Annotated in this window: 14 protein-coding genes; 13 read left to right on the top strand and 1 reads right to left on the bottom strand. The window is 45.1% G+C overall.

The genetic code is table 11. The features are described 5' to 3' along the window. The first annotated feature begins 109 nt into the window (after nucleotides 1-109). The 11 genes from PSM36_RS14755 (at nucleotide 110) to PSM36_RS14705 (ending at nucleotide 17856) form a co-directional block, all read left to right on the top strand. A complete protein-coding gene (locus tag PSM36_RS14755) occupies nucleotides 110-3385 on the top strand; it encodes a SusC/RagA family TonB-linked outer membrane protein (protein WP_076931563.1) in 3276 nt (1091 codons plus the stop codon). Between the two features lie 104 nt (nucleotides 3386-3489). Further along, nucleotides 3490-4947 carry a SusD/RagB family nutrient-binding outer membrane lipoprotein gene (locus PSM36_RS14750; RefSeq protein ID WP_076931562.1) on the top strand — a complete coding sequence of 486 codons (1458 nt, stop codon included), beginning with the start codon at nucleotides 3490-3492 and terminating at the stop codon, nucleotides 4945-4947. Between the two features lie 247 nt (nucleotides 4948-5194). Then, complete coding sequence (locus PSM36_RS14745) at nucleotides 5195-6808, top strand: RagB/SusD family nutrient uptake outer membrane protein (RefSeq protein ID WP_076931561.1); 1614 nt, start codon at nucleotides 5195-5197, stop codon at nucleotides 6806-6808. Between the two features lie 369 nt (nucleotides 6809-7177). Next, a complete protein-coding gene (locus PSM36_RS14740; RefSeq protein ID WP_076931560.1) occupies nucleotides 7178-9211 on the top strand; it encodes a M13 family metallopeptidase in 2034 nt (677 codons plus the stop codon). A gap of 106 nt (nucleotides 9212-9317) precedes the next feature. Then, nucleotides 9318-9926, top strand: a complete 609-nt coding sequence (locus tag PSM36_RS14735) for a riboflavin synthase (RefSeq protein ID WP_076931559.1) — start codon at nucleotides 9318-9320, stop codon at nucleotides 9924-9926. Nucleotides 9927-9938: 12 nt separating this feature from the next. After that, complete coding sequence (locus PSM36_RS14730) at nucleotides 9939-10499, top strand: nitroreductase family protein (RefSeq protein WP_076931558.1); 561 nt, start codon at nucleotides 9939-9941, stop codon at nucleotides 10497-10499. 141 nt (nucleotides 10500-10640) lie between these two features. Beyond that, nucleotides 10641-12029 (top strand): hypothetical protein, encoded by a 1389-nt coding sequence (locus tag PSM36_RS14725; RefSeq protein ID WP_083711085.1) that lies wholly within the window; start codon nucleotides 10641-10643, stop codon nucleotides 12027-12029. Between the two features lie 147 nt (nucleotides 12030-12176). Beyond that, entirely contained in the window at nucleotides 12177-13541 is a 1365-nt protein-coding gene (locus PSM36_RS14720; protein ID WP_076931557.1) for a tetratricopeptide repeat protein, read from the top strand. A 26-nt stretch (nucleotides 13542-13567) separates the two neighbouring features. Next, nucleotides 13568-14221, top strand: a complete 654-nt coding sequence (gene lptC, locus PSM36_RS14715) for an LPS export ABC transporter periplasmic protein LptC (protein WP_076931556.1) — start codon at nucleotides 13568-13570, stop codon at nucleotides 14219-14221. An 85-nt stretch (nucleotides 14222-14306) separates the two neighbouring features. Next, nucleotides 14307-15584, top strand: a complete 1278-nt coding sequence (locus PSM36_RS14710; RefSeq protein ID WP_083711084.1) for a hemolysin family protein — start codon at nucleotides 14307-14309, stop codon at nucleotides 15582-15584. A 142-nt stretch (nucleotides 15585-15726) separates the two neighbouring features. Continuing rightward, on the top strand, nucleotides 15727-17856 hold the full coding sequence (locus PSM36_RS14705) for a peptidylprolyl isomerase (RefSeq protein ID WP_076931555.1): 2130 nt from the start codon (nucleotides 15727-15729) through the stop codon (nucleotides 17854-17856). 81 nt (nucleotides 17857-17937) lie between these two features. Here PSM36_RS14705 and PSM36_RS14700 read toward each other — a convergent pair whose 3' ends face one another. Further along, nucleotides 17938-19596 carry a diphosphate--fructose-6-phosphate 1-phosphotransferase gene (locus tag PSM36_RS14700; RefSeq protein ID WP_076931554.1) on the bottom strand — a complete coding sequence of 553 codons (1659 nt, stop codon included), beginning with the start codon at nucleotides 19594-19596 and terminating at the stop codon, nucleotides 17938-17940. A gap of 354 nt (nucleotides 19597-19950) precedes the next feature. On the opposite strand from PSM36_RS14700, the gene PSM36_RS14695 reads away from it, so the two are divergent. Together PSM36_RS14695 and odhB are read left to right on the top strand one after the other, a co-directional pair. Continuing rightward, nucleotides 19951-22674: a 2-oxoglutarate dehydrogenase E1 component gene (locus PSM36_RS14695; protein WP_076931553.1), complete on the top strand. Its 2724-nt coding sequence runs from the start codon at nucleotides 19951-19953 to the stop codon at nucleotides 22672-22674. 70 nt (nucleotides 22675-22744) lie between these two features. Continuing rightward, nucleotides 22745-24094 carry a 2-oxoglutarate dehydrogenase complex dihydrolipoyllysine-residue succinyltransferase gene (gene odhB / locus PSM36_RS14690; protein ID WP_076931552.1) on the top strand — a complete coding sequence of 450 codons (1350 nt, stop codon included), beginning with the start codon at nucleotides 22745-22747 and terminating at the stop codon, nucleotides 24092-24094. The last annotated feature ends 34 nt before the right edge of the window (nucleotides 24095-24128 follow it).

Below are 24128 nucleotides of genomic sequence, written 5' to 3'. Positions count from 1 at the left end.
ATGATTTATTTTTGTACTCTAAAATGTTAAAAAGGTAGATTGTTTAGGTTTTATAAAGAAAAAAGGTATTATATATCTTTTGAATCATTTAATTTTAAAAAAATAGAGTATGAAAAGAAAGCTAACTATGTTTTTGACCCTGTTCCTTATTGGAATAGGGATTGTAACTGCCCAGACACAGGTACGTGGTACGGTTGTGGATGAGGCAGGGGAGCCGGTGATCGGTGCCACGGTCCAGATAAAAGGAACCGTGCAGGGAACGGTAACCGATATGGACGGAAATTTCGACCTGTCCGCTCCAGCCGGTGGCATATTGGTGATCTCCTATGTGGGATTTCAAACACAAGAAGTACCCGTTAGTGCAAATGTAAGGGTCGTCTTGAGTGAGGATGCCGAGATGCTTGATGAGGTCATCGTGACCGCCTTGGGTATTACAAGAGAGAAAAAATCGCTTGGTTCGGCTGTGCAAAACGTAAATGCGGATGAACTGGTGAAAGCGGCATCACCCAACGTTATCTCATCATTGAGCGGGAAAGTTGCAGGGATGCAGGTGAATCAGGCTGGTGGGCAATTAGGGGCTTCATCGCGTATCGTATTAAGAGGTAATAGTTCGTTGGGGGATAATCAGCCTCTTGTTGTAATAGATGGGGTGCCGGTTTCCAATAGTACCACCCGTCAAAACAGTGTCGATTTTGGTAGTGGATTGAACGATGTGAATCCGCAGGATATAGAATCTGTTTCTGTATTGAAAGGTGGAGCTGCCGCTGCTCTTTACGGTATGCGTGCCGGGCATGGTGTAATTTTAATTACCACAAAATCGGGAGCAAGGGACAAACAGGGAATTTCCGTGGACTATGACGCCAACTTTAATGCTGATCAGGTCTATGGCATCCAGCGGATGCAGAATAAGTACGGGCAGGGTTATCTGGGTGATGAATGGTTTTATAAGGAAGCCCAGGCGGACGGTTATACCGGTAGTTACCAGGAATTTGCATTGGGTGGTTACGATCCCGGTTATGGATTTAAATATGTGAATGGTTTAGGAGGAGGCGTCAACGATGGCGTGGATGAAAGTTGGGGTCCCCGCCTTGATATCGGTTTGATGATACCGCAGTTCAACAGTCCTGTAGATGCAAATGGTGTTTATCAGCCTACTCCATGGGTTTCCAATCCGAATAATGTGAAAGACCTTTACCGGACAGGTTACACCATGAGTCACAATGTCTCGCTGACTTCAAACACCGAGAGGGCTACCACGCGTTTATCGTTGGGTTTTCGGGATCAAAAAGGAACATTGCCGAATACCGACCTGAAACGGTACAATGCAAATGTGAACTCGATGATGAAGATTCATGAAATGGTGGATTTTGACCTTGTGTTGAACTATGCCCGTACGGAAAGCGATAATTTGCCGGTCACCGAGTATAATGCCAGCAACCCGATGCAGTCTCTCGGTCAGTGGACAGGCCGTCAGATAGACATGAAAGATCTGGAAGCGCATTGGCAGGAGGATATGCCCAACGGGTATCCGTACAACTGGAACAGTAACTATCACAACAATCCTTACTGGAGTTTATATAAGAACACCAATTCTGTCCAGAAAAACAGGGTGTTCGGTAAAACCTCGTTATTTATTAAGCCGACCGAATATTTGAGATTCGAAGGCCGTATGGGGTTAGATTATTATGATTCAGAAATGAATCCGATTACCACTTACCGTTCAAACGAAATGTTAGCCGGAGCAGGCCAGTGGGATGGAGGTTGGTTCCGCCTGATCAATGAAAAAAATACGGAGGTGAACCTGGATTTTATTGCTTACTTCAATAAGTATTTTGGGGAATTGTCGGTGAATGCGTTTGTCGGTGCAAATTACAGGAATTTAGACTGGTCAAGGAATATTCTTGGAGCTAATTCGTTGACAGTCCCCGACCTGTTCACGATAAGCAATGCCAAGGGCTCTCCATACACCAACATGGATAATTCCCGGATTCGCACCAATAGTGTGTATGCTTCCCTCTCTTTAGGGTATCAAAATTTCATTTATATGGACGGTACTTTAAGAAAAGACTGGTCTTCCACTTTACGGACACCGTTTTCCTATCCCTCCATTAGTATGAGCTTTTTGCCGCTGGATGCTTTTAATCTTGATTCTGATCTCTTCACATTCCTGAAATTAAGAGCATCCTGGGCACAGGTAGGTTCAGCCACAGGTGCTTATATGATTGATCCCTATTTTACAGCAGAAACGTCAACCGTTTACGGTATTACCCAATATTACCAGGCAAGGACTTTTCCTCCCGCCACTTTGGAGCCGGAAAAAGTGGAAACTTCAGAAATAGGTTTGGAAGCCAGTATGTTTAAGGGGCGGCTTGGATTTGATATTGCTTTATACAACAAAACGACCACCAACCAGATACTTTCGGTTACCGTGTCCAAGGCAACAGGGTATGATGCGATGTTGGTAAATGCCGGGAACTTCAACAATAAAGGTGTGGAAGTGCAATTAACGGGAACTCCGGTAAGAACCACCGATTTCGAATGGAATGTGACACTTAACTGGGCGAAGGACAAAAGCAGGATCAATGAATTATATACAGATCCTAATACTGGTGAAAAGCTGGAATCTTATGAGATCGGCAACCAGTGGAGCACCTTTGTTCAGGCCCGGCCCGGGGCTCCCTGGGGGGAAATTTATGGCACCGGGATGCTTCGAAGGGAATCGGATAATGCCATCATCGTAAATGACGCCGGTCGCCCGCGTACACAAACCAACATGAAACTGGGGAATGTTACTCCTGACTGGTCAGGTGGACTACGCAATGATTTCACCTATAAAAACTTCGGTTTTGGCTTTTTGCTCGATATGAGAAAGGGAGGCGACATTTTCAGCGTCTCCAATATGTTTGGCGCCTATTCCGGTATTCTTGAATATACCGCAAGAAATGATTTTCGTGAAAATGGATTGATTCTGGGGAAAGATTTCATGACCGATCAGAAATTTGTGAAGATTACACAACTGGACGAAGCCGATATTCAAAATTCACAATTTGCCGAAAACGATATTGTGACGGGTGCCCAGGATTTCTTTCAATCCTATTACTCCAACAGGGAGTTGTCCGTTTACGATGGATCCTACCTGAAATTGAGGGAGGCTTATCTGTCGTACCAGTTGCCGAAAAAAATGTTTTCCGAAACCGGCTTCCTGAAAGGCGGTACAGTCTCTTTGGTTGGGACTAATCTGGCTATCCTGTGGTTGCATAAATCCAATATGGCAGGCTTGGATCCGGAAAATACGGTAACTGCGGACAACAATGGGGTCGGATTAGAAACAACGAGTTATCCCCCTTCACGCAGTATTGGTATAAAGTTGAATTTAAAGTTCTAATGTAATATATGATGAATATGAAATGAGCATGAGAACCGTTCTCGCCCGGGAACATGATTATAGCGAGTTCCATACACATTAATGTAAACAAATAAAATAATCGTATGAAAAAATATATAACAAAATTTGGCCTGTTATTTCTCACAATACTTTTTCTGGCCGGATGTACCGACAGCTTTGAAGAAATCAATACAGACCCGGATAGAGCAAAAGATGCACCGGCAACCAATGTGTTGGCTTTCGTGCTTACCAACTGGCCCGATAACCTGAATGATGTCTGGGCGGATATGAACGAGCCGTCGACCTATGGGGGGCATTTAGCCAAGATCCAGTATATCGATGAAGCAAGATATCTCTTCAGGCCGGGAATCGTTGAAGCTAAATGGTACGATGTATATCTGACGCTGAACAATGTAAATGAAATCATGGCAAAAGCAGAAACGGATGATAATCAGAATCTGCTCGCAGTTGCCAAAATATTAAGGGTTTTTATCTTCCAGACGGCAACCGACACATGGAGAGATATACCATATACCGATGCCTTGAAGATGAAAGAGGGTACGCTGTTGCCTAAATATGACAAACAAGAGGATATTTATCCTGCCCTGTTAAGTGAATTGAAGGAAGCGGCAGATATTTTTGCCGATAATAGCCGCGGATCATTGGGTGAGGGAGATATTCTTTTCGAAGGCGATACGGAAAAGTGGCAAAAGTTCGCAAACTCTCTCCGGTTAAGATTGGCGATGAGGATTTCTTCCGTAGATCAAAACCTGGCAAGTTCCACTGTGTCAGAGATATTAGGAGATCCTGGCAGATATCCTGTGATGGAGGGTAACAGTGACAATGCTTTCTTCTGGTGGCCGGGGAGCGATCCTTATGAGGAACCCTGGTATACCGATTACAAAGGCCGCGACGACCATGCGGTAAGTGATGTGTTGGTCAACGTGTTGATTGAACTGGACGACCCAAGGCTTCCCGTATACGCTATTCCGGCAGAGTCTGATGGCGCATACCGGGGATTCACCATTGGAGCTGCCGCCCAGCCTAATTTAACGACTGTCTCGAGAATCGGGGCACGTTTCAGGCTTGATCCGGCAGGTTTTACTCCCTATATGAGGTACGCTGAAGTAATGTTCCATGTGGCAGAAGCAGCTTTAAAAGGTTTCAATACCGGGGGGATCACTGCGGAAGCTGCTTATAATGAGGCTGTAGGGGCATCATTGGCCGAGAACGGGGTTGCCGCTTCCGATATTGCAACATATCTCGCAGGAAACGGGAGGTTTGACGGTACTTTAGAACAGGTCTATTTGCAGGAGTGGATTGCTTTGTTCAAACAAGGCATGGAGGCATGGTCTCTTTACAGGCGTACGGGAATTCCCGAAACGCATTATGTGGCTCCTGCATCCGTCTATCCGGGACACAACAGCCCTCCGTTTCGTTATCCTTATCCTCAAAATGAACTTACGCTCAATGGTGCAAATTCAAAACCATTTGATGATGAGGTGGTTGATGCTTTCTGGGGTAAGAAAATGTGGTGGGATACCCGTAGCGGGGTAAATTAAATCCTTTCAATGAGTTTATTATAAACTCTACCTAAAACTAAGCACTATTGAAAGGATAACGGACAGGGGCGGGAGTGATTCCCCGCCCTGTCTTTTTAGTGTGCCGGCAGCACTGACCCATAGGTGCCGCCTGTTTCCTACCCATGACATAAAAGGATACCTTTGCAACTCTCCCAGAATTCCTATCTAAAAGCATGCCAGTTGATTATTTTTAGTGATGTTTTTTAAATTAATAAAGCAATAGGATATGAAAAAAATAGATATTAAATATGCAGGATTAGGAATTATTTTCGCATTGTTTTTCCTGATTTCCTGTAACGAAGAGACCCTCGAGTTAATGCCCCGCAACTCTGTAGGATATAGTGTTGCATTCAGTACTCCTTCAATGTGTGAACTCTCGATGGTGGGTTGTTATGATGCCGCTCAAAGCGGTTATTACCCCGGAAATAATCAAAGGCGCGGTTATCCTTTCGGCGCTGCTTCTATTGAGCAAGGTGATATGAGGGGTGAGGATATGTTGAATGTGCAGGCTTTCTTTGCCGTAACGTATGGCAGTACTTACAATACGTCAGCGCCGAACGGACAAGCCATGTGGGAGTGTACTTGCCAGATGATCAACAAAATCAATATCTGTATCGAGGGTTTCAAGCTTGCTGTCTCAGACGGAGTAATTGATGACGCGAAAGCCAAAGATTATGAAGGTGAAGCCCGCTTCTTAAGGGCATTGGGATATCATGAACTTTTGATTCATTTTGCCCGTCCCTATGCAGATACGCCAGACGCCTCTCATTTGGGTGTCCCGTTAAGTACCGCCCCTATCAACTCTATCGACAAAGTGGAAGAAGCGAAGAGTGCAGGTAGAGCTACGGTGAAACAGGTGTATGACCAGATTATTGAAGATTTGAATTTTGCCGAAGCCAATTTGCCCGCAACAAGGGCAGGAGGATTGAGAATTTCAAGAGCTACCAAAGGGGCTGCTATTGCGCTGAAAGTAAGAATTTACCAGCATATGGGTAATATGCCCCAGCTTATCGCTGAGTCGCAGAAAATAGTAAATACCTCTTTTGAAAGTCCAATAGGAGGATACAAACTCACAGCAGAACCAAATGGCCCGTTTTTAAATAATGCCGGAAACTCTGAATCCATATTCTCAATTGAAAATAATGAATTGGACAATGCAACGAATAACGGCTCGCTTTCCCAGTTTTACAGTCATGTAAGATCACTGGTTTGTATCAGTCCTGTTATGTATAATGCAGATTTCTGGTTGGCGAATGATAAAAGACGCACCCAGCTTGTAGCCTATAGTGAGGCATATTCTAAAAATCATCTATATTGGGTTGATAAGTATAAAACGTATGAAAAAATGGCAGACTGGACACCCATTATTCGTTATGCCGAAGTAATCCTGAATTATGCCGAGGCAGAAGCCAGACAAAATGGAGTGACCCAGTTAGCTGTCAATTTATTGAACCAGATAAGGAACAGGGCTGTGGTAGATGAAGCCGATCGATTCACTTTGGCGTCTTTTCCCAATGCGCAAAGTTTGATCGAGGCCATTTTGAAAGAGAGAAGAATTGAATTTCTCGGGGAAGGACGTCGCTGGGCGGATATTCATAGGCTTGCAAAGGATCCTGTCTATTTTGTAGAAGGTAATCCCGGAGTATCGGGAGTTCCGGCAAAAGTGGCCCCTGCAAACGTAACACCCACATCCTGGAATGCGGCAAGCGGTATTCTGGATCCTGATATGTTTAAGATCGGGGCATATGATTATTCCGATAGACGATTTTTATTCCCAATACCGGATTCGGAAACATCCACCAATCCGAAACTGAAAGAACAGCAAAACCCGGGATGGTAAGTGAATTTCCTCAGGAAATTCTTCATTGTATTGAACAATAAAACCCTTTCAATGCATCTGTAAACTCTACGAAAATTAAACACTATTGAAAGGATAGCGGACAGGGCCGGGAGCGATCCATGCCCTGTTTTTTTTCTCTGTTCCAGAATGATGTGATTTTTAACAATAGTTCATGGTATCCTTTCTATTTCTTATGGAAATAGTTTTATTTATAGGAAGTTTAAAACGACATCAAGCAGATCAGTTCGACATGTTTGATATGCACCGAACAAAATATTTTTGTACTTTTGTATGTGCTTAAGATTTAAGATATAATTCCAAATGTCTTGTGTCTTGATTCTTGGCTCTTGTATCTAAATAATCAAATATATGAAACGGATTGTATATCCTATTATCGTTTTAGCTGTTATGATCACCACAAGCTGCACACAGCAGAAAACAGGACAGCCGCAGGAACGGCTCGACCTCTCTAATCTCGACACCACGGCCTCACCCGGGATAAGTTTCTACCAATATGCTACCGGAGGATGGCAAAAGGCCAACCCTATCCCCGATGAATACGCCCGATACGGTTCTTTCGACCAATTGCGCGAAAATAACCAGGTGCAGATACAGTCCCTGATAGAGGAACTCGGAAAGCAGGAAAACCCTGTAGGCTCCAATGCGCAAAAGGTGGGCGACCTCTATAAAATGGGTCTCGACAGTGTGAAGTTGAATGCCGATGGTGCTGAACCTATCCGTGCACAATTGGAAGAAATTGCGACGGTGTCCGACAAGAAAGATATCATACGGCTGACGGCTAAGGTAAGTCGTTATGCTTCTAACCCGTTCTTCGGATTTTATGTAGGCCCCGATGACATGAACAGTTCCATGAATATTGCGCACCTTTACCAATCAGGCATAGGCATGGGCGACAGGGATTATTACCTGTTGCAGGATGAGCATACCAGAATGATTCGGGGAGAGTATGAAAAGCTGATAAAGACACAGTTCCGGAACGCAGGTTATGATGAAGCCGATGCAGAAAAAGCAGCCGTGAATGTGTTGAATATAGAGACCAAACTGGCTGGAGCGCATTTCACCAAAGAGATGCGGCGTCAACCGGAACTGAACTATCATAAGCTGGCAGTGGCTGACCTGAACAGGGCGGTTGCCCCGTTCGAATGGGCATACTATTTGGAAGAGATGAGCGCTGCCGGTATCGACAGCCTGAATGTTGCGCAGATTGAACCGGTGAAAACCGCTATCGCCATTATCGACAAAGAGCCGGTAGAAGTGCTGCGCGACTATCTGAGCTGGAAAGTAATCAATTCTGCCGCCGGCTATCTCAGTGATGATTTTGTCAACGCCAACTTCGAATTTTATGGCAAGGCATTGAGCGGCAGTAAGGAACTTCGTCCTCGCTGGCGGAGAAGTATCGATGCCGTGAACGGAGCGATGGGCGAGGCAGTCGGGCAGCTCTATGTGCAAAAATATTTTCCGCCGGAAGCCAAGGAGCGGATGCTCGGGCTGGTGAATAACCTGAAGACAGCTTTGGGTGAACGGATCACTAATCTGGAATGGATGAGCAATGCCACGAAAGCGAAAGCGCAGGAAAAACTGAGTACGTTTATCGTGAAGATAGGATATCCCGATAAGTGGAAAGACTACTCTTCGCTCCAGATAAAGGATGATTCTTACTGGCAGAACATAGTACGTGCTTCTGAATTTGCCTACGCCGAGATGATTGATGAACTGGGCAAGCCGGTCGATAAAGCGAAATGGTATATGTCGCCCCAGACGGTCAATGCCTATTACAATCCATCATCCAACGAAATTTGTTTCCCCGCCGGAATACTTCAGCCCCCGTTCTTCTATATGGATGGCGACGATGCGATCAATTATGGCGGTATCGGCGTAGTGATCGGCCATGAGATGACGCACGGTTTCGACGATCAGGGGCGCAAATTCGATAAGGAGGGAAATTTGGCTGAATGGTGGACTACCGAAGATGCGAAACGGTTTGAGGAGAGAGCCAAAGTGCTGGTCGATTATTTCGACAATATTGTGGTGCTTGATACCGTGCATGCCAACGGCAGCTTTACCCTCGGAGAGAATATTGCCGATCATGGCGGGTTGCAGGTCTCTTATCATGCATTCCTGAAAACGCAGCAGGCAAAAGCAGGAGAATTTCTCGATGGTTTTACTCCGGCGCAGCGTTTCTTCCTGAGCTATGCCGCTCTTTGGGCCGGCAATGTACGTGATGCTGAAATCCTTCGCCTCACGAAAGTCGATCCGCATTCGCTAGGCAGATGGCGTGTAGATGGTGCATTGCCCCATATCGGTGCATGGTATGAAGCATTTAATATTCAGCCTTCTGATCCGATGTTTCTGCCGGAAGAGGAACGGGCTTCTATTTGGTAATTGATTGTAGTAAATTACAAATTACAAATTACTAATTACTAATTACCAATTATTAAATCGTGAAATTTTGAAATCATCAAATCAGTAAATCAACAAATCAAAATATATGTTTTCAGGAATTGTAGAAGAAGCGGCAACGGTAGTAGCACTTAAAAAGGATAAAGGGAACCTGCATATAACCCTGAGGTGTTCCTTTACCGATGAACTCAAAGTCGATCAAAGTGTGTCGCACAACGGTGTGTGCCTTACTGTGGTATCCATCGACGGTGACACCTATACTGTAACAGCTATCCGGGAGACCCTCGACCGGTCGAACCTCGGCCTGTTAGAGGTCGGCAGTAAGGTGAACCTTGAGCGCAGTATGTTGATGAATGGTCGTCTCGACGGGCATATCGTGCAGGGGCATGTGGATCAGACCGCTGTATGTACTGATGTTACGGAAGCTGACGGTAGCTGGTACTTTGCATTTGAATATGCGTTCGACCGTGAGATGGCAAAAAAAGGATATCTGACAGTTGACAAAGGTTCTGTTACCGTGAATGGTGTCAGCCTGACAGTAGTGGAACCTACCGACAATAGTTTTAAGGTAGCTATTATTCCTTACACCTATGAATATACCAATTTCCATCAGATCCAAAAAGGGACGGTAGTAAATATCGAATTTGATATTATTGGCAAGTATATCAGCCGGATAGCTACATTGAATGCTTTATAGAAAACCGAAGATATGGATTTTTTAGAATTTGTTTCCACCCGCCAGAGTGATCGCGCCTTTGACCCGGCACGCCCGGTGGAGAAAGAGAAAATTGAACGTATCGTAGAAGCGGCACGATTGGCTCCTTCGGCGTGTAACGCACAGCCCTGGCACATGATTGTGGTGGATGATCCGCAACTGAAAAACAGGGTTGCCGACGCCACCTCTGCCCGTGTGTTAGGGATGAACCATTTCACCAAACAAGCACCGGTACATATCGTGCTGGTAGAAGAGAAAGTGAACCTTACTTCCGGTATGGGTGGATGGGTGAAGCAGAAGGATTATGCCCAGATGGATCTCGGGGTAATTGCCGCACATATTGCGTTGGCGGCTCACGCCGAAGGTTTGGGCTCTTGTATCCTTGGCTGGTTCAACGAATCCAAGATGCGGGATATTTTGTCCATTCCCGACTCAAAGAGGGTATGGCTCGATATTGCCATAGGGTACAGTGTGCAACCGTTAAGGCCTAAAAAACGGAAACCATTGGAGGAGGTGGTCTCCTATAACGGCTATAGGAATAGTATAAAAAAATAGGAATGAAAAATATAGCTTGTCGCCGTTGAATATATTTAAATCGTTTATAAACATTAAACTTTAATCTTTTTAACACGATGTTTGTCCCGATTTTTGGTGACATCGCAAAAATATGTCATCTTTGTACACGCTAAAAAAAATATGAAACAAGGCGGCTATGAGCTGGTTATATATCCCAAACAGATGAATATTAGGAAAAAACGTTTCTCTTTATTGATCGCTTTTCTCTCGATTACCACAGTTATTCTCGCACAACAGGTAGGGTCTAATTCGCCCTATAGCAGGTATGGATACGGACTTTTAATGAATCCGGTATCGGGTGCGTCGGAAGCTATGGGAGGAATCAGCTATGGAGTGCGAAGGAGCCAAGAGGTGAATTGGACCAATCCTGCATCCTATTCGAAACTGGATACACTCACCTTTATCTTCGATTTCGGTATTTCCGGACATCTTGCCCGGATGAAAGATGGGGTGAGCGACCCGGGGGATTTCTATAACGGCAATCTTGATTATGTGGCCATACAGTTTCCTTTGTTCAAAAAAGTGGGTGCCAGTATCGGCTTGCTTCCCTATTCCAAGATGGGATATAATTTCGAAGCGGTTCGTTCCCTGTCAAATATCCAGTATCGGGAGACATACAGGGGTACCGGTGGTTTGAACCAGATATATGGCGGGATTGCCTGGGAGCCTGTTAAAAATATTTCCCTGGGAGCCAATCTTTCTTACCTGTTCGGCAATTTTTCACGCAGCAGTGTGGTTGCTCCCGCATCAGGGTTGATAGGGGAGACTAAATATGGTTATTCTTTCCGTGAATTGAAGTACGATTTAGGGTTACAGTTTACTTATCCTATTGATAAGGTCCGTTCGGTAACCTTTGGTGCGGTTTATTCACCACAATTGAATGCCAGGGCGGATGTGAATCCTACCGAAATGTTATATGCCAGCGACCCGTATAACACTCCCGGATTGGCACCCTCACAGATATTGAAGACCGATACGTTGAGAAATGCTTCCTTCCAGCTGCCTCATACGTTTGGTGCAGGTATCACTTATAGTACCAACCGGTTTCTGGTTGGACTCGATGGGACTTACCAGATGTGGAAGAATCTGGAATATCCCGACTTGCTGGATAACCTTTCATCTGAAAACCGGTTTAATAACCTGTTCCGTGTTAATGCAGGGATGGAGTATGTCATCGATCCCATGAGCCAGAACTTTTTTCAACGTATACGTTTCAGGGGTGGACTTTCCTATTCGAACTCTTACAGCAATTTCAGCGTGAATGATCCAAATGATCCGGTGAACGGTGTCGGAAAGTATATCGGCACCTTCAACGAATACGGAATTAATGTGGGATTAGGATTGCCGTTCAGGGATTATATGTCGGGACATGTCTCGATGCTTAATATCGGGTTTGGCTATACAAGGCAGCAACCCAACACTGACTATATGATCAGCCAGGATATGTTCAAAATATCTGTCAATATGAATATAAATGAGTTCTGGTTCTTTAAACGACAGTTTAACTAGTGTTTTGTATAGAAAGAAATAAAGTCAAAAAAGAAACCAATTCGGGGCAGATGTTTAAACTTTTTCTTTAACACTCTGTCCAATCCACAAAACAGACATTTAGTAGAGCAAGTAAGTAGAAAAACAATTTTATAAATATCAAGGAGTATGAGAAAGTTATTATTATCGGGTCTGGTAGCTATTGTGGTAGTGGCTACCGCCTTAGCGCAAAAACCGGGATACGATCCAGTGAAGGCGCCTTACGGCCATGGAGAGGATAGTGTAAACTGTCGTCTGAATTTAAGTCTTATGCAGACATCTGCCAAGGCAGAAGATTATAAAGGTGCATTGCAACCATGGGTTTATACCTATGAGAATTGTCCTGCCTCAAGCAAGAATATTTATATCTATGGGCCACGTATTTTTAAAGCGTTGCACGATGCCGAAGCCGATGCAGCCAAAAAGAAGGAGTATATTGACAAAGTGATGGAGATATATGATACACGTCTCAAATACTACGGTCAGGATGATGCCAAAGGGACAATCCTTGCTTATAAAGCTTATGATTATATGGAGTTGATGGGGGAAAAAGCTGACCAGGCGGTTATTTACAATATGCTGAATGAAGCTGTTGAAGATATGAAAGATCAGTTGAGCCCGCTTGATGCATATTCCTATTTTATGGTTGCCTCTTTGAACGAATATCTGACTGATAACTCTAAAAAAGACAGGTATATCTCTGATTATTTTAGACTGGTAGGCTATGTAGATCAGGCTATTGCCAATGCCCGCACTGCGAACGACGAAGCCAGCGCTGATTATCTGGTACAGGTGAAAGAAGGTATTGTAAAAGGATTTGTCAATAGTGGAGCCGGTGATTGCAAGACGCTCACCGAGTACTATACCGACCAGGTAGAGCCCAATAAGGGTGATAAAGCATTCCTGAATGAAGTGTTGGACGCACTTGCTTCGGTAGGTTGTTCGGATACCGATCTCTATTTTACCGCTTCTGAGTATCTCTACCGTCTTGAGCCATCGGCGAGCGCCGCACTCGGATTGGCCAACAAGAGCCTGCGCGATAAGGATTATGAAACAGCTATGAAGTATTATGGCGATGCTGCCAAGATGGAAACCGACAAGAATAAAGCATCCGATTATATGATGCAACTTGCAGGTATTTTCTCTAACCAGCGTAATTTTGCAAGGGCAAGACAAGCCGCTTATGATGCGTTGGAGTATAACCCGAACAACGGAGAAGCATATATCCTGATTGCCCAGCTCTATGCCAGCTCGGCAGCCAATATCTTCCCTGAACCGGAAAAAGCGGGATTGGTATACCTGGCTGCAGTGGACAAACTGCAAAAAGCAAGATCGGTTGACCCCAGTGTGGCAAGTAAGGCTAATAACCTTATCAACCGTTACTCTGCCGCCTTTATGGATACCGAAACAGCTTTTATGATGGGGATTAAAGCCGGTGAGACGGTAACTATTCCCGGTTGGATCGGAGAAACGACCACTGTTCGTTTGAGATAATCCGTACAGTCTGATTAATTGAACAAATGTTGCGAAGACATCGTTACATAAAATATTTATGGCGCATAACAATCACTGTTTCAGTGGTTGTTATGTCGCTTTTTTCATGTAAGGATAAGAACGATAATCTGATAGCATTTGCCTATGACCCGGACACGGTGCCGACTATGATCACCACTTCCGTTTCACAACTTATTTCAGATTCCGGTATTACCCGTTATAGAATAGTTGCGGATCTGTGGATGGTTTTTGAACAGGCGAAGGAACCCTATTGGTATTTTCCGGAAGGGATATATTTCGAACAATTCACACCCGATTTTGAGATTGAGGCTACCGTTGAAGCCGATACTGCGTGGTATTATAATGTGAAAGACCTGTGGAGGTTGAAAAAGAATGTCCATGTGGAAAACAGGAAAGGAGAACAGTTCGACAGTGAAGAACTCTTCTGGGACGGGAAGAATGGAAAAGTGTTTTCAGAGGCTTATATTGAGATCAAGAGCGGTCATACAGAGCTCAAAGGGTATGGTTTTGAGTCGAACCAGACGATGACCGATTACCGTATTTTCCGGCCGCATGATGGAAAGCTTCCTTTTTCAGAAGCTGCGCCTGCCGACTCTTTACAACCGGACTCCGGAGAAGTAAATGAAGCGGAAAACCTGATGCCTGTGAATGACAATTGACAATTGATAGTTGACAATTGACAATTGATAGTTGACAATTGATAGTTGACAATTGGTAATTTATAACTCATAACTCATAACTAAAGTGTATACCCATGTAGAAATAGGGTGGTGGGTTGGATTCCTGTTTCTCTCCCTTCTTTTTTCGGGGATGGAGTTGGCTTATATTTCTTCCGGTAAGTTGCAATATGTAGTCAACAGTGGTTCAACACGTGCTTACAGCTACATGCTGAATGCTATTTACAGCCGTTTTCACCGGTTTCAGGCAGCAATGATGGTGGGAAGGATTATCCTGCTTCTTCTTTTTGTTTATTTTACCGGCCTGGTTATATGCCACTATCCTAGTGGTGCACCGGGCAACGCTTTTCTCAGAATATTCCTGGTCATCTTGATTGCCACCTTTTTCCTCTTGCTGACGAATGAGTTCCTGCCGCGTATCCTGTTTGGAAAAAAGCCCGATCTCTGGGTGAAACTGTTTCTCTTACCTGCTTTTTTATTTCACATATTGCTTTATCCTGTTGCCGGATTACTTGAAAGGTTCTCGAAATTTATACTTAGGCTCTCAGGTGTTAAATTGTCCGCCTCGGGACAAGACGACCTCTTTTACCGGGTTAATTTCGATGCCGTTATAGAGAATAATAGCAGTGATATGTCGAAAGAGGTGGAGGTCGATTCTGAGGTTAAGATTTTTCGTAATGCCCTCGATTTTTCCTCCAAAAAAGTGAGGGATTGTATGGTGCCCCGTGCCGATATTGTGGCGGTGAGCCTCGATACCGACCTCGACAGGTTAAAAGAGTTGTTCATCGAATCCGGCATCTCCAGGATTTTGGTCTTTAAAGAAAATCTCGATAATATAGTCGGTTATATCCATATGTGGGAGATTTTCAATAATCCGCAGGACTGGACAAATAATCTTGCTTCTATCTCTTTCGTGCCTGAAAGCATGCAGGCTAACCGGTTGATGAGCGACCTGATGCAGCATCGCAAAAGTATTGCCGTGGTAGTGGACGAGTTTGGAAGTACTTCAGGGATTGTCACTATGGAGGATCTGGTGGAAGAGATATTCGGCGACATAGAGGATGAATATGACGTGGAGTCGAAATTTGTAAAACGAGAGGGCGAAAACGAATTTGTAATGTCGGGACGTGTGGAAATAGACCATCTGAACGAAATATACCACCTCGATATTCCCAGGTCGGATGAATATTCTACCATTGCCGGCTACCTGTTGTTTCACACACAACGTTTCCCAAAGACTTATGAAACTGTTATTATAGGGAAATATACCTTTAAAATACTAAAAGTGACCGCACGGAAAATAGAAGTTGTACAGCTTAGTACCGATAGCAAAACGGCAGAGTAGATGTTGTCCTGACCGGACATGCAGCTAAATCTGCACTTTTCCTAAAAAAAATAATGCTGTCTGCGTTATTTTTGCTAACTTCGTGCCCTTATTTGAATTATAACAATTTATCACGTTCTTAGTATAATAAAAAGATAGTTAAATGGCTACTTTACAAAAGATTAGAGATAAAGGTACGCTCCTCGTCATTATAATCGGCTTGGCGTTGCTTGCCTTTGTGTTGGGAGATTTACTCACTTCCGGGACCACATTATTTGGAAGGGCGCAAGACAAGGCGTTTGTAGTTAACCGCGAGGTAATTTCAACTCAGCAATATGCCGATAAGATTACACAGTTCGAAGAATTCCAGAAGATGGTAAGCGGACAGTCGTCCCTCGATGAGAACGTATCATCACAGATACGCGAAGTGGTGTACCAGCAGATGGTACGCGATCGTTTGCTCGGTCATCAGACAGGAAAATTGGGCCTGACGGTGACCAAAGAAGAGCTGAATGATCTGGTGCATGGACAATCGATTTCACCGGTGTTGCAACAACTTCCGTTTTTCCTCGACCCGCAAACCGGTATGTTTGACAGGAGAGCTCTGATAGAGTTTATCAATACGGTAAACATCCCAAGTCCTAATCCTCAGGAACAGGCATTGGTGAACCAATACAAGAGTTTGTGGTTGTTCATCGAGGAGATGATCAGGACACAACGTCTGGAAGAAAAATATATATCTCTTCTTTCTAATGCGGTTATTGTGAATGATGTGGAGGCGAAAACAGCGTTCGAACACTCACAACGGAATGCCGATATAGAGTATGCGATGAAGAGCTACTTCACCGTTCCTGATTCTGTGGTAAATGTAACCGATGAAGAAGTAAAAGCGTTTTATAACAGACATAAGTCATCTTTCAGGATGGAAGCCCCTCTGGTGAAGCTCTCCTACTTTACCAAAGGAATTACACCCAGTGAAGAGGATTACGCCGAAGTGGAGGCCGAATCGCATAAAGCCTTTGAAGAGCTGGACAATACTGCCAATCCGGCGGCTATCGTAGCTGATTACTCCCAGACACCCTATCGTGACGTATTTGTAAGCGAACATATGCTGACTCCCACACAAGTGGAGTTCGTGCGCTCTGCGGCAATCAATGAGATGTATGGCCCAAAACGTGAAGGTGACTCATTTCATATTTACAAGTTGATCGATAAGACTGTCGCTCCCGACTCTGTACATCTGAGGATGATGGCTATTCCCGATGCTTCGATGGTGGGGCAGGATTCTGTCATCACCCATTTTGTGGACAGTATTTACGGGGCTATATCGGGAGGCACTCCTTTTGCGGAGGTTGCCAACAGCCTCAATCCCAACTCCAACGGTGGCGATATGGGATGGGCAAGGGAAATCGATCTTGCAGGATTCAGCACTGAACTGGTAAAAACCGCTTTTAATGCGCCTGTAGGTCAACCTGTTAAATTGTCTATCCCCGGACAGCAACTTATCCTTCAGGTGGAAGAGCGTACACGTCCGGTCAATAAATATAAACTGGCCATTGTGGATATGCCGGTGTTGCCGAGTGAAAAGACCTCGAACAATATCGATAACGAACTGAATCAGTTCGTATCCACCCCCGATGTGGAACAGAAATTTAATGAACTGGCTTCCGAAAAAGGATATATGGTGATGCCCGGCATCACTGTTTCTGCAAATGATTTCACATTAGCCCAGATTCCCGGTTCGCGTCAGGTAATCAGTTGGGCTGCCAATGAGAAGAAGGTAGGGGCCGTGAAGAAGTTCGACCTTACTAACTCACGTATCATCGCAAGGGTAGAAAGGGTGATACCGTCAGGCACGACGCCTTTGTCGGAAGTCTCTTCCGGTATCCGTTCCCAACTGGTGAACGAGAAGAAGGCTGAAAAGATCATTAGCGATCTGAAGTCACAGAACCTCTCCTCTATCGATGCCTATGCAACAGCGATGAACGCCAATACCGATACCGTCCGTTTTGTGAATTTCAATACCCAGAATATTACCGGATTGGGATTTGAACCGGCTTTGAATGCTGTTTCTGCATTTGCCCCACTTAATAAGGTCGTAGGTCCGATGAAGGGGAATATGGGTGTGTATGTGGCTACAGTAGTCAATCGTACCGAAGGAACGGACGAATATGATGCCGACGAACAGAAAAACCATATACTGAATAACAATGCTTATCGCTTGCAGATGCAATCGGTAGAGGTTTTGAAAGATAAACTGGGAGTAGAAGACAATCGTTTCAGATTCTTCTGATTACATCCTTGGCAAAACAAAAAGAAGAGGTGGCTTCCACAACGGAGGCCACCTCTTTTACTATTCGTATAAAGTGAGTTATTACTCGATGTTGCCCTTCTGTTCTAATTGCAATGTTTTGCTTGGCTGGTCACATACTTCGGTCGGGCCGAAATACTGGATAGGGCCGGGATATACATAGTCGGTTTCAACCGCCCACTGGTCACGTTGGCTTTCGAAATATTTGAACGGGGCACCATTCAGTTCCACCAATGCTTTCTGGATTACCGGTTTCATCTCTCCGTGACGACGTTCCATGTTCATCATCATGGTGATGGGCACTCCGCCTGCGATCCATTCTGCGGCAGGAGCAGTGGTGTTGCGTACCGATGACATATACCCGGTCTTGCCTGCCGCAATCAGCATGGAGGCTGTATAACCGAGTGAATAGCAATAATCGGTATCATAGTTCGACGGAGCGGCACAACGTCCCTCATAGCCGAAGAAATGGGTGATGCTGGAGAATTTACCTTTATAGCGACCCTCTTTCGTCCATGCGTCAAGGCGTTTTTTCACCATTTCAGCAAGCAGCTTCTCGGTTTCGATCAGCGATACCTGTACGTTGCCGTGCGGGTCACGGTCCAGCGTGAGCTGGCGTGCTACCGTTTCGGGAAGGCTGGCGTAAATATCGGCATTTTCTTTTGAGAGCTTGCTGATAATGTAATCGCGTTGTCCGGAACGACGTACCAGGTTGAACTCTTCCTGATTGTGTGCAAGAAAGTCGTTCAGTTCATGGATCAACTTCTTCATTGCCGGGATAAATTCGATCAATCCTTCGGGTATGATCACTGTGCCGAAATTCAGTCCTTTTTCCGCCCGTTGGGTGATCACGCCGGCTATGTAGTCAATGATGTCGTCGAGCGACTGTTCTTTGGCGGCCACCTCTTCCGAGATCAGGCATATATTGGGTTGTGTTTGCAATGCACATTCCAGTGCGATGTGCGATGCCGAACGACCCATTACCTTGATGAAATGCCAGTATTTGCGCGCTGAATTACAGTCGCGCTGGATATTGCCAATCAACTCCGAATATACTTTACAAGCCGTATCAAAACCGAATGAGGTCTCGATCTGCTCGTTCTTCAAGTCACCATCGATGGTCTTGGGACAACCGATCACCTGTACACCTGCGTTGATTGATGCGTAATATTCGGCCAAAACGCAGGCGTTGGTATTGGAGTCGTCCCCCCCGATGATGACCAGCGCTTTGATATCCAGTTTTTTTAGTATCTCGAGCCCTTTGTCGAATTGCTCTTTTGTCTCCAGTTTTGTGCGTCCGGAGCCGATGATGTCAAATCCTCCCGTATTACGATATTCATCAATGATGTCGGCGGTAAGTTCCTTATATGTGTGCTTGACCAGCCCGTCAGGCCCCAGAATGAAACCATATAGCTTGCTGTCGCTGTGTAGCCTTTTAATGCCGTCGAATATTCCGGCAATCACATTGTGCCCTCCGGGAGCCTGTCCGCCTGAAAGGATCACTCCCACATTTACCGGTTCCGATACTCCGGGTTCACCGGCTGCTTGTATAAATTGAACAACCGGCATCCCATACGTATTGGGGAAGAGTTTTTGAATCTCTTCCTGATCAAGTACTGATTGTGTGGCAGCACCTTCCCTGATGTCCACATTACCCTTCAAACCTTCGGGCATTTTGGGCACATAACTTGCCCTTGCAATTTGTAAAGCACTTTTTGTCATTAGATCAATTTTTTTTATGATAAATTGTATTTGTCTCTTCTCGGATAGTTTGTGCCGGGCTTTGCGCTAAGCAAACGGGTGGAGGATAACTCCACACGAATTTATACGTCCGGACAACGACTGACAGTCGATGAAGTTCAACCCCAAAAGTACTATTTTTTCGGGAAATAATGAACAATTTTACTATCTTTACCATTCATATCAATAAGTGGGAAGGTGAAAAGATGGAAAGGTGGAAGAGTGGAAAAGATAATGTACTTCGCTCGATAAAGTATACACTTCGTGCGATAGATAGAGGATAGAAATTTTTCACTTTTCATTTTTCATTGAGATGAATATTCAGAAAATTGACCGATGAATGCCAAAGATGAGATGAATGCAGTGGATCTGGAAGCCATAGAGGATTTATATAGAAAATATAAGGCAGATCCCGAAAGTGTGGATGAGAGTTTTCGTTATTTCTTTCAGGGGTTTGACTTAGCCATTACCCGTTTTCCGGTAAAGCCGGGAGAGAGTAGTGTCTCGGTAGAAAACTCCCGGAAAGAGTTGGCGGTAATGAAATTGATTACCGGTTACAGGCGAAGAGGCCATCTTTTTACCAAGACCAATCCGGTACGTACGCGCCGGAGTTATTTCCCGACTCTTGACATCGAGAATTTTGATCTTACCGAAAGTGATCTCGACAGGCACTTTGAGGCCGGGCATGAGGTGGGGGGTATGGGAAAGGCCACACTGAGGGAGATTATCGCCCGTCTCGAAAAGACCTATTGTAAATCGATCGGAGTGGAATACCGTTATATGACCAAGCCGGAGATTGTTCGATGGTTGCAGGACAAAATGGAGGACTCCGAAAACCGGGATGTACTGTCCCGGGAAGCGAGGCTGCGGATCCTTGACCGGCTTATCGAGGCATCAGGCTTCGAGGATTACCTTCACAAAAAGTTTGTAGGACAAAAGCGGTTTTCTTTGGAAGGATCAGAGTCCATCATACCGGCGCTGGATGCCGTAATGTCGCGTGGTGGCGCTTACGATGTGAATGAGATCGTGATAGGTATGGCGCATCGCGGACGGTTGAATGTCCTTACCAATCTGATGAAAAAGCCTTATGCACAGGTCTTCCGCGAATTCAATGCCCAAAATTACGATGAGGAAATTAAATACGGTGATGTAAAATACCATCTTGGATATAACAGTACGATCGAGTATGAAGGACGTACTATCACGCTTAGCCTTACTCCTAATCCTTCTCATCTTGAAGCGGTAGGACCCGTAGTACAGGGTATTGCCAGGGCGATGCTGGAAAACGTGCACAATTATGATTATGATCAGGTCTTGCCGATCCTTATTCATGGCGATGCGGCTATCGCGGGACAGGGTGTTGTTTACGAGACCATTCAGTTTTCAAAACTCGAAGGTTACAAAACAGGAGGTACTATCCATATTGTGATTAACAATCAGGTGGGATTTACCACTAATTATTTGGAGGCACGATCCAGTACCTATTGTACCGATGTGGCAAAGGTGACCCATTCACCCGTATTCCATGTGAACGGAGACGATATAGAGGCGATGGTATATGTAGCCAAGCTGGCGTTGGAATTTCGTCAGAAGTTCAATATCGATGTTTTTATCGATCTGCTCTCTTACCGAAAATACGGTCATAACGAAGGGGATGAGCCACGTTTTACACAGCCAAAACTCTACGATATCATTGCCAAACATAAAAATCCGCGTGATATCTATGCGGAAAAACTGATTGCTGAAGATGTCATTACCCGACAGGAGTTTGAAGCAAAAGTATCCGGATTTCACCGGCGATTAGAGGAGGCTTACGAAGAATCGCTCAAATCCAATAAACTAAACCTTCAGCCCTTTTTCCCGAAAAGATATAAAAACATACGTTATCCGGAGGCTGCGGATTTTGAAAAGAGTGTGGATACGGCCATTTCAAAAGAGTTGTTCATAGAATTGGCAAAAGATATTACAAAGCTGCCGGAGGATAAAAAATTCTTCAACAAGACCCGGCGCCTGTTCGCACAGAGGGCAGCCATGATCGAACAGGATAGTTACGATTGGGCGATGGGTGAACTGATGGCATATGCTTCATTAGCGAAAGAAAACCATTCGGTAAGGCTGAGCGGCCAGGACTCCGAGCGGGGTACGTTTTCGCATCGCCACGCTGAGGTAATCACCGAAGACGGTGAAGAGAAATACTTTCCCCTGAAAACCCTGGGTGAGGGACAGGCGCCTGTACGGGTCTATAATTCGCCCCTCAATGAGTATGGTATACTGGGTTTTGAGTATGGTTATTCACTGGCTCATCCCGAAGGGCTTACCATCTGGGAAGCACAGTTTGGTGACTTCTACAATGTAGGGCAGGTGATCGTGGATCAGTATATCTCAGCCGCACAGGAGAAATGGGGTATAAGGTCCGGGCTGGTGATGTTTCTTCCGCACGGCTACGAAGGGCAGGGAGCGGAACATTCGAGTGGACGGATAGAGCGCTTTCTAAGCCTTTGCGCTAACTATAACTTACAAGTGGTAAACTGTACTACTCCCGCCAACTTTTTCCATGTGCTTCGCAGGCAGTTGCACCGCGATATCCGTCTTCCTCTGATCGTCTTTACACCCAAGAGCCTCCTGCGTCACCCTGAGTGTACTTCTTCCCTTGCCGATTTCACCGAAGGTGGATTTATGGAAGTGATAGAAGACAAGTCCATAAAAGATCTGTCGAAAGTGAGAAGAGTGCTGCTTTGTAGTGGTAAGATCTATTACGAACTCAATGCAGTGCGGCAAGAGAGAAAAATAAACGATATCTCCATTCTGCGTGTGGAGCAGCTCTATCCCTTCCCGGAAAAGCAGATCAGGGAGATATTACAGCGCTATCCTGCAAATATGGAGCTTGTGTGGGTACAGGAGGAACCATTCAATATGGGTGCAGCCCTTTTTGTAAAACAGCAAATGGATGATTGTACCTTGGAGATTCTCAGCCGTCCCGCCAGTGGTGTTACGGCAGAAGGTTTGTCGGCACAACATAAAATGCAGCAGGCAATTATTCTGGATGAAGCATTTAGCTAATTTGCAAATTTGCTGATTTAATGATTAGCAGATTATAATTATATAATCAACACATCATCACATTAATGATATGGCAATTATAGAAATAAAAATACCAAGTCCCGGAGAATCCATTACGCACGTGGAGCTTTCCCGCTGGTTGGTAGAAGAGGGTGCCTTCGTGCAAAAAGATACTGAAATAGCGGAATTGGAATCGGAAAAAGCTACGCTGATGCTGATGGCCGAAGAGAGCGGGAAAATATCACTCAAAGCTACGGAGGGAGAATCGATAGAGGTGGGTGCTGTGGCCTGTACCATAGATACCTCGGTACAACCGGAAGAGTCTGTAGCGCCGGCAGCAGATGATAAGACATCCTTGGAACAGCCTTCCGCTTCGGGGCAATCCTCTGAGAAAGCAGATATAACACAAACGGCATCGCAGGACGGAAAAAAAACTTCTGTTCCGTCGGTAGAAGAATCTACCGCAACAGGTATCTCTACGGCGAAAACTGCCATTGAGCCATCTGAATCCCAAACTGATTATGACAAAATAAAGATCACCCCTCTGGCAAAAAAAGTGATGATAGAGAACGGGTTGTCGGTAGAGGATGTGATCAACGGTTTGAGGAGATTAAAGCGTGAGGATGTGGAGGCTGTACTGGGTGCAGCATCGGACAGAATTGGTACGAATGGACTGAAGCGTCCGGTCACCCGGGAATCCAAAAGTGAACGGATGAGCTCACTCCGGCGGAAGTTGAGCGAGCGTTTGGTATCGGTGAAGAACGAGACAGCCATGCTGACCACTTTTAATGAGGTAGACATGAAGCCTATTATGGATTTGCGGAAGAAATACCAGACCCAGTTTGTGGAGAAACATGGTATCAAGCTGGGTATCATGTCTTTTTTCCTGAAAGCCTGCTCAGTAGCTCTACGCGAGTTTCCCAATGTAAATGCCATGCTCGACGGTGAGAATATGATTACTTACGGTTATGCCGATATTTCGGTTGCAGTGAGTACACCCAAAGGATTGATGGTACCTGTCATCCGCAATGTAGAAAGCCTGGGATTGGCAGAAATAGAGCGTGCGCTTGAGGAACTTGCAGCAAAGGCGCGGAGCGGCAAGATCTCCATCCCCGAAATGAGTGGCGGCACGTTCACCGTGACTAATGGTGGTATATTCGGCTCCATGATGTCCACACCTCTTATCAATCCCCCTCAGTCTGCCATACTGGGTATGCACAATATCCAGGAGCGTCCGGTAGCCATAGACGGTCAGGTAGTAATCCGTCCTATGATGTATGTGGCATTATCGTACGACCATCGTGTGATTGATGGCAAGGAGTCGGTCGGTTTTCTGGTCAGGGTTAAACAATTGCTGGAAAAACCGACTGATATACTGTTCGGAGGAAGTAGCGGGGAGAAGGCATTACTTGGAGTCTGAAAAAAGATTCTGTACTTTCTTTGCTACACGAGGT

It is taken from the genome of Proteiniphilum saccharofermentans (assembly GCF_900095135.1).
Lineage (GTDB): Bacteria > Bacteroidota > Bacteroidia > Bacteroidales > Dysgonomonadaceae > Proteiniphilum > Proteiniphilum saccharofermentans.
This window is presented reverse-complemented; position numbering and strand designations above follow the sequence as displayed.

What these genes read in the sequence shown, in the direction of transcription:
- PSM36_RS14730 (WP_076931558.1), top strand. Translation starts at nt 9,939, where the DNA reads ATGGATTTTTTAGAATTTGTTTCCACCCGCCAGAGTGATCGCGCCTTT.
- PSM36_RS14700 (WP_076931554.1), bottom strand. Translation starts at nt 19,596, where the DNA reads ATGACAAAAAGTGCTTTACAAATTGCAAGGGCAAGTTATGTGCCCAAA.
- PSM36_RS14720 (WP_076931557.1), top strand. Translation starts at nt 12,177, where the DNA reads ATGAGAAAGTTATTATTATCGGGTCTGGTAGCTATTGTGGTAGTGGCT.
- PSM36_RS14695 (WP_076931553.1), top strand. Translation starts at nt 19,951, where the DNA reads ATGAATGCCAAAGATGAGATGAATGCAGTGGATCTGGAAGCCATAGAG.
- PSM36_RS14705 (WP_076931555.1), top strand. Translation starts at nt 15,727, where the DNA reads ATGGCTACTTTACAAAAGATTAGAGATAAAGGTACGCTCCTCGTCATT.
- PSM36_RS14735 (WP_076931559.1), top strand. Translation starts at nt 9,318, where the DNA reads ATGTTTTCAGGAATTGTAGAAGAAGCGGCAACGGTAGTAGCACTTAAA.
- odhB (WP_076931552.1), top strand. Translation starts at nt 22,745, where the DNA reads ATGGCAATTATAGAAATAAAAATACCAAGTCCCGGAGAATCCATTACG.
- PSM36_RS14725 (WP_083711085.1), top strand. Translation starts at nt 10,641, where the DNA reads ATGAAACAAGGCGGCTATGAGCTGGTTATATATCCCAAACAGATGAAT.
- PSM36_RS14750 (WP_076931562.1), top strand. Translation starts at nt 3,490, where the DNA reads ATGAAAAAATATATAACAAAATTTGGCCTGTTATTTCTCACAATACTT.
- PSM36_RS14745 (WP_076931561.1), top strand. Translation starts at nt 5,195, where the DNA reads ATGAAAAAAATAGATATTAAATATGCAGGATTAGGAATTATTTTCGCA.
- PSM36_RS14755 (WP_076931563.1), top strand. Translation starts at nt 110, where the DNA reads ATGAAAAGAAAGCTAACTATGTTTTTGACCCTGTTCCTTATTGGAATA.
- PSM36_RS14740 (WP_076931560.1), top strand. Translation starts at nt 7,178, where the DNA reads ATGAAACGGATTGTATATCCTATTATCGTTTTAGCTGTTATGATCACC.
- lptC (WP_076931556.1), top strand. Translation starts at nt 13,568, where the DNA reads ATGTTGCGAAGACATCGTTACATAAAATATTTATGGCGCATAACAATC.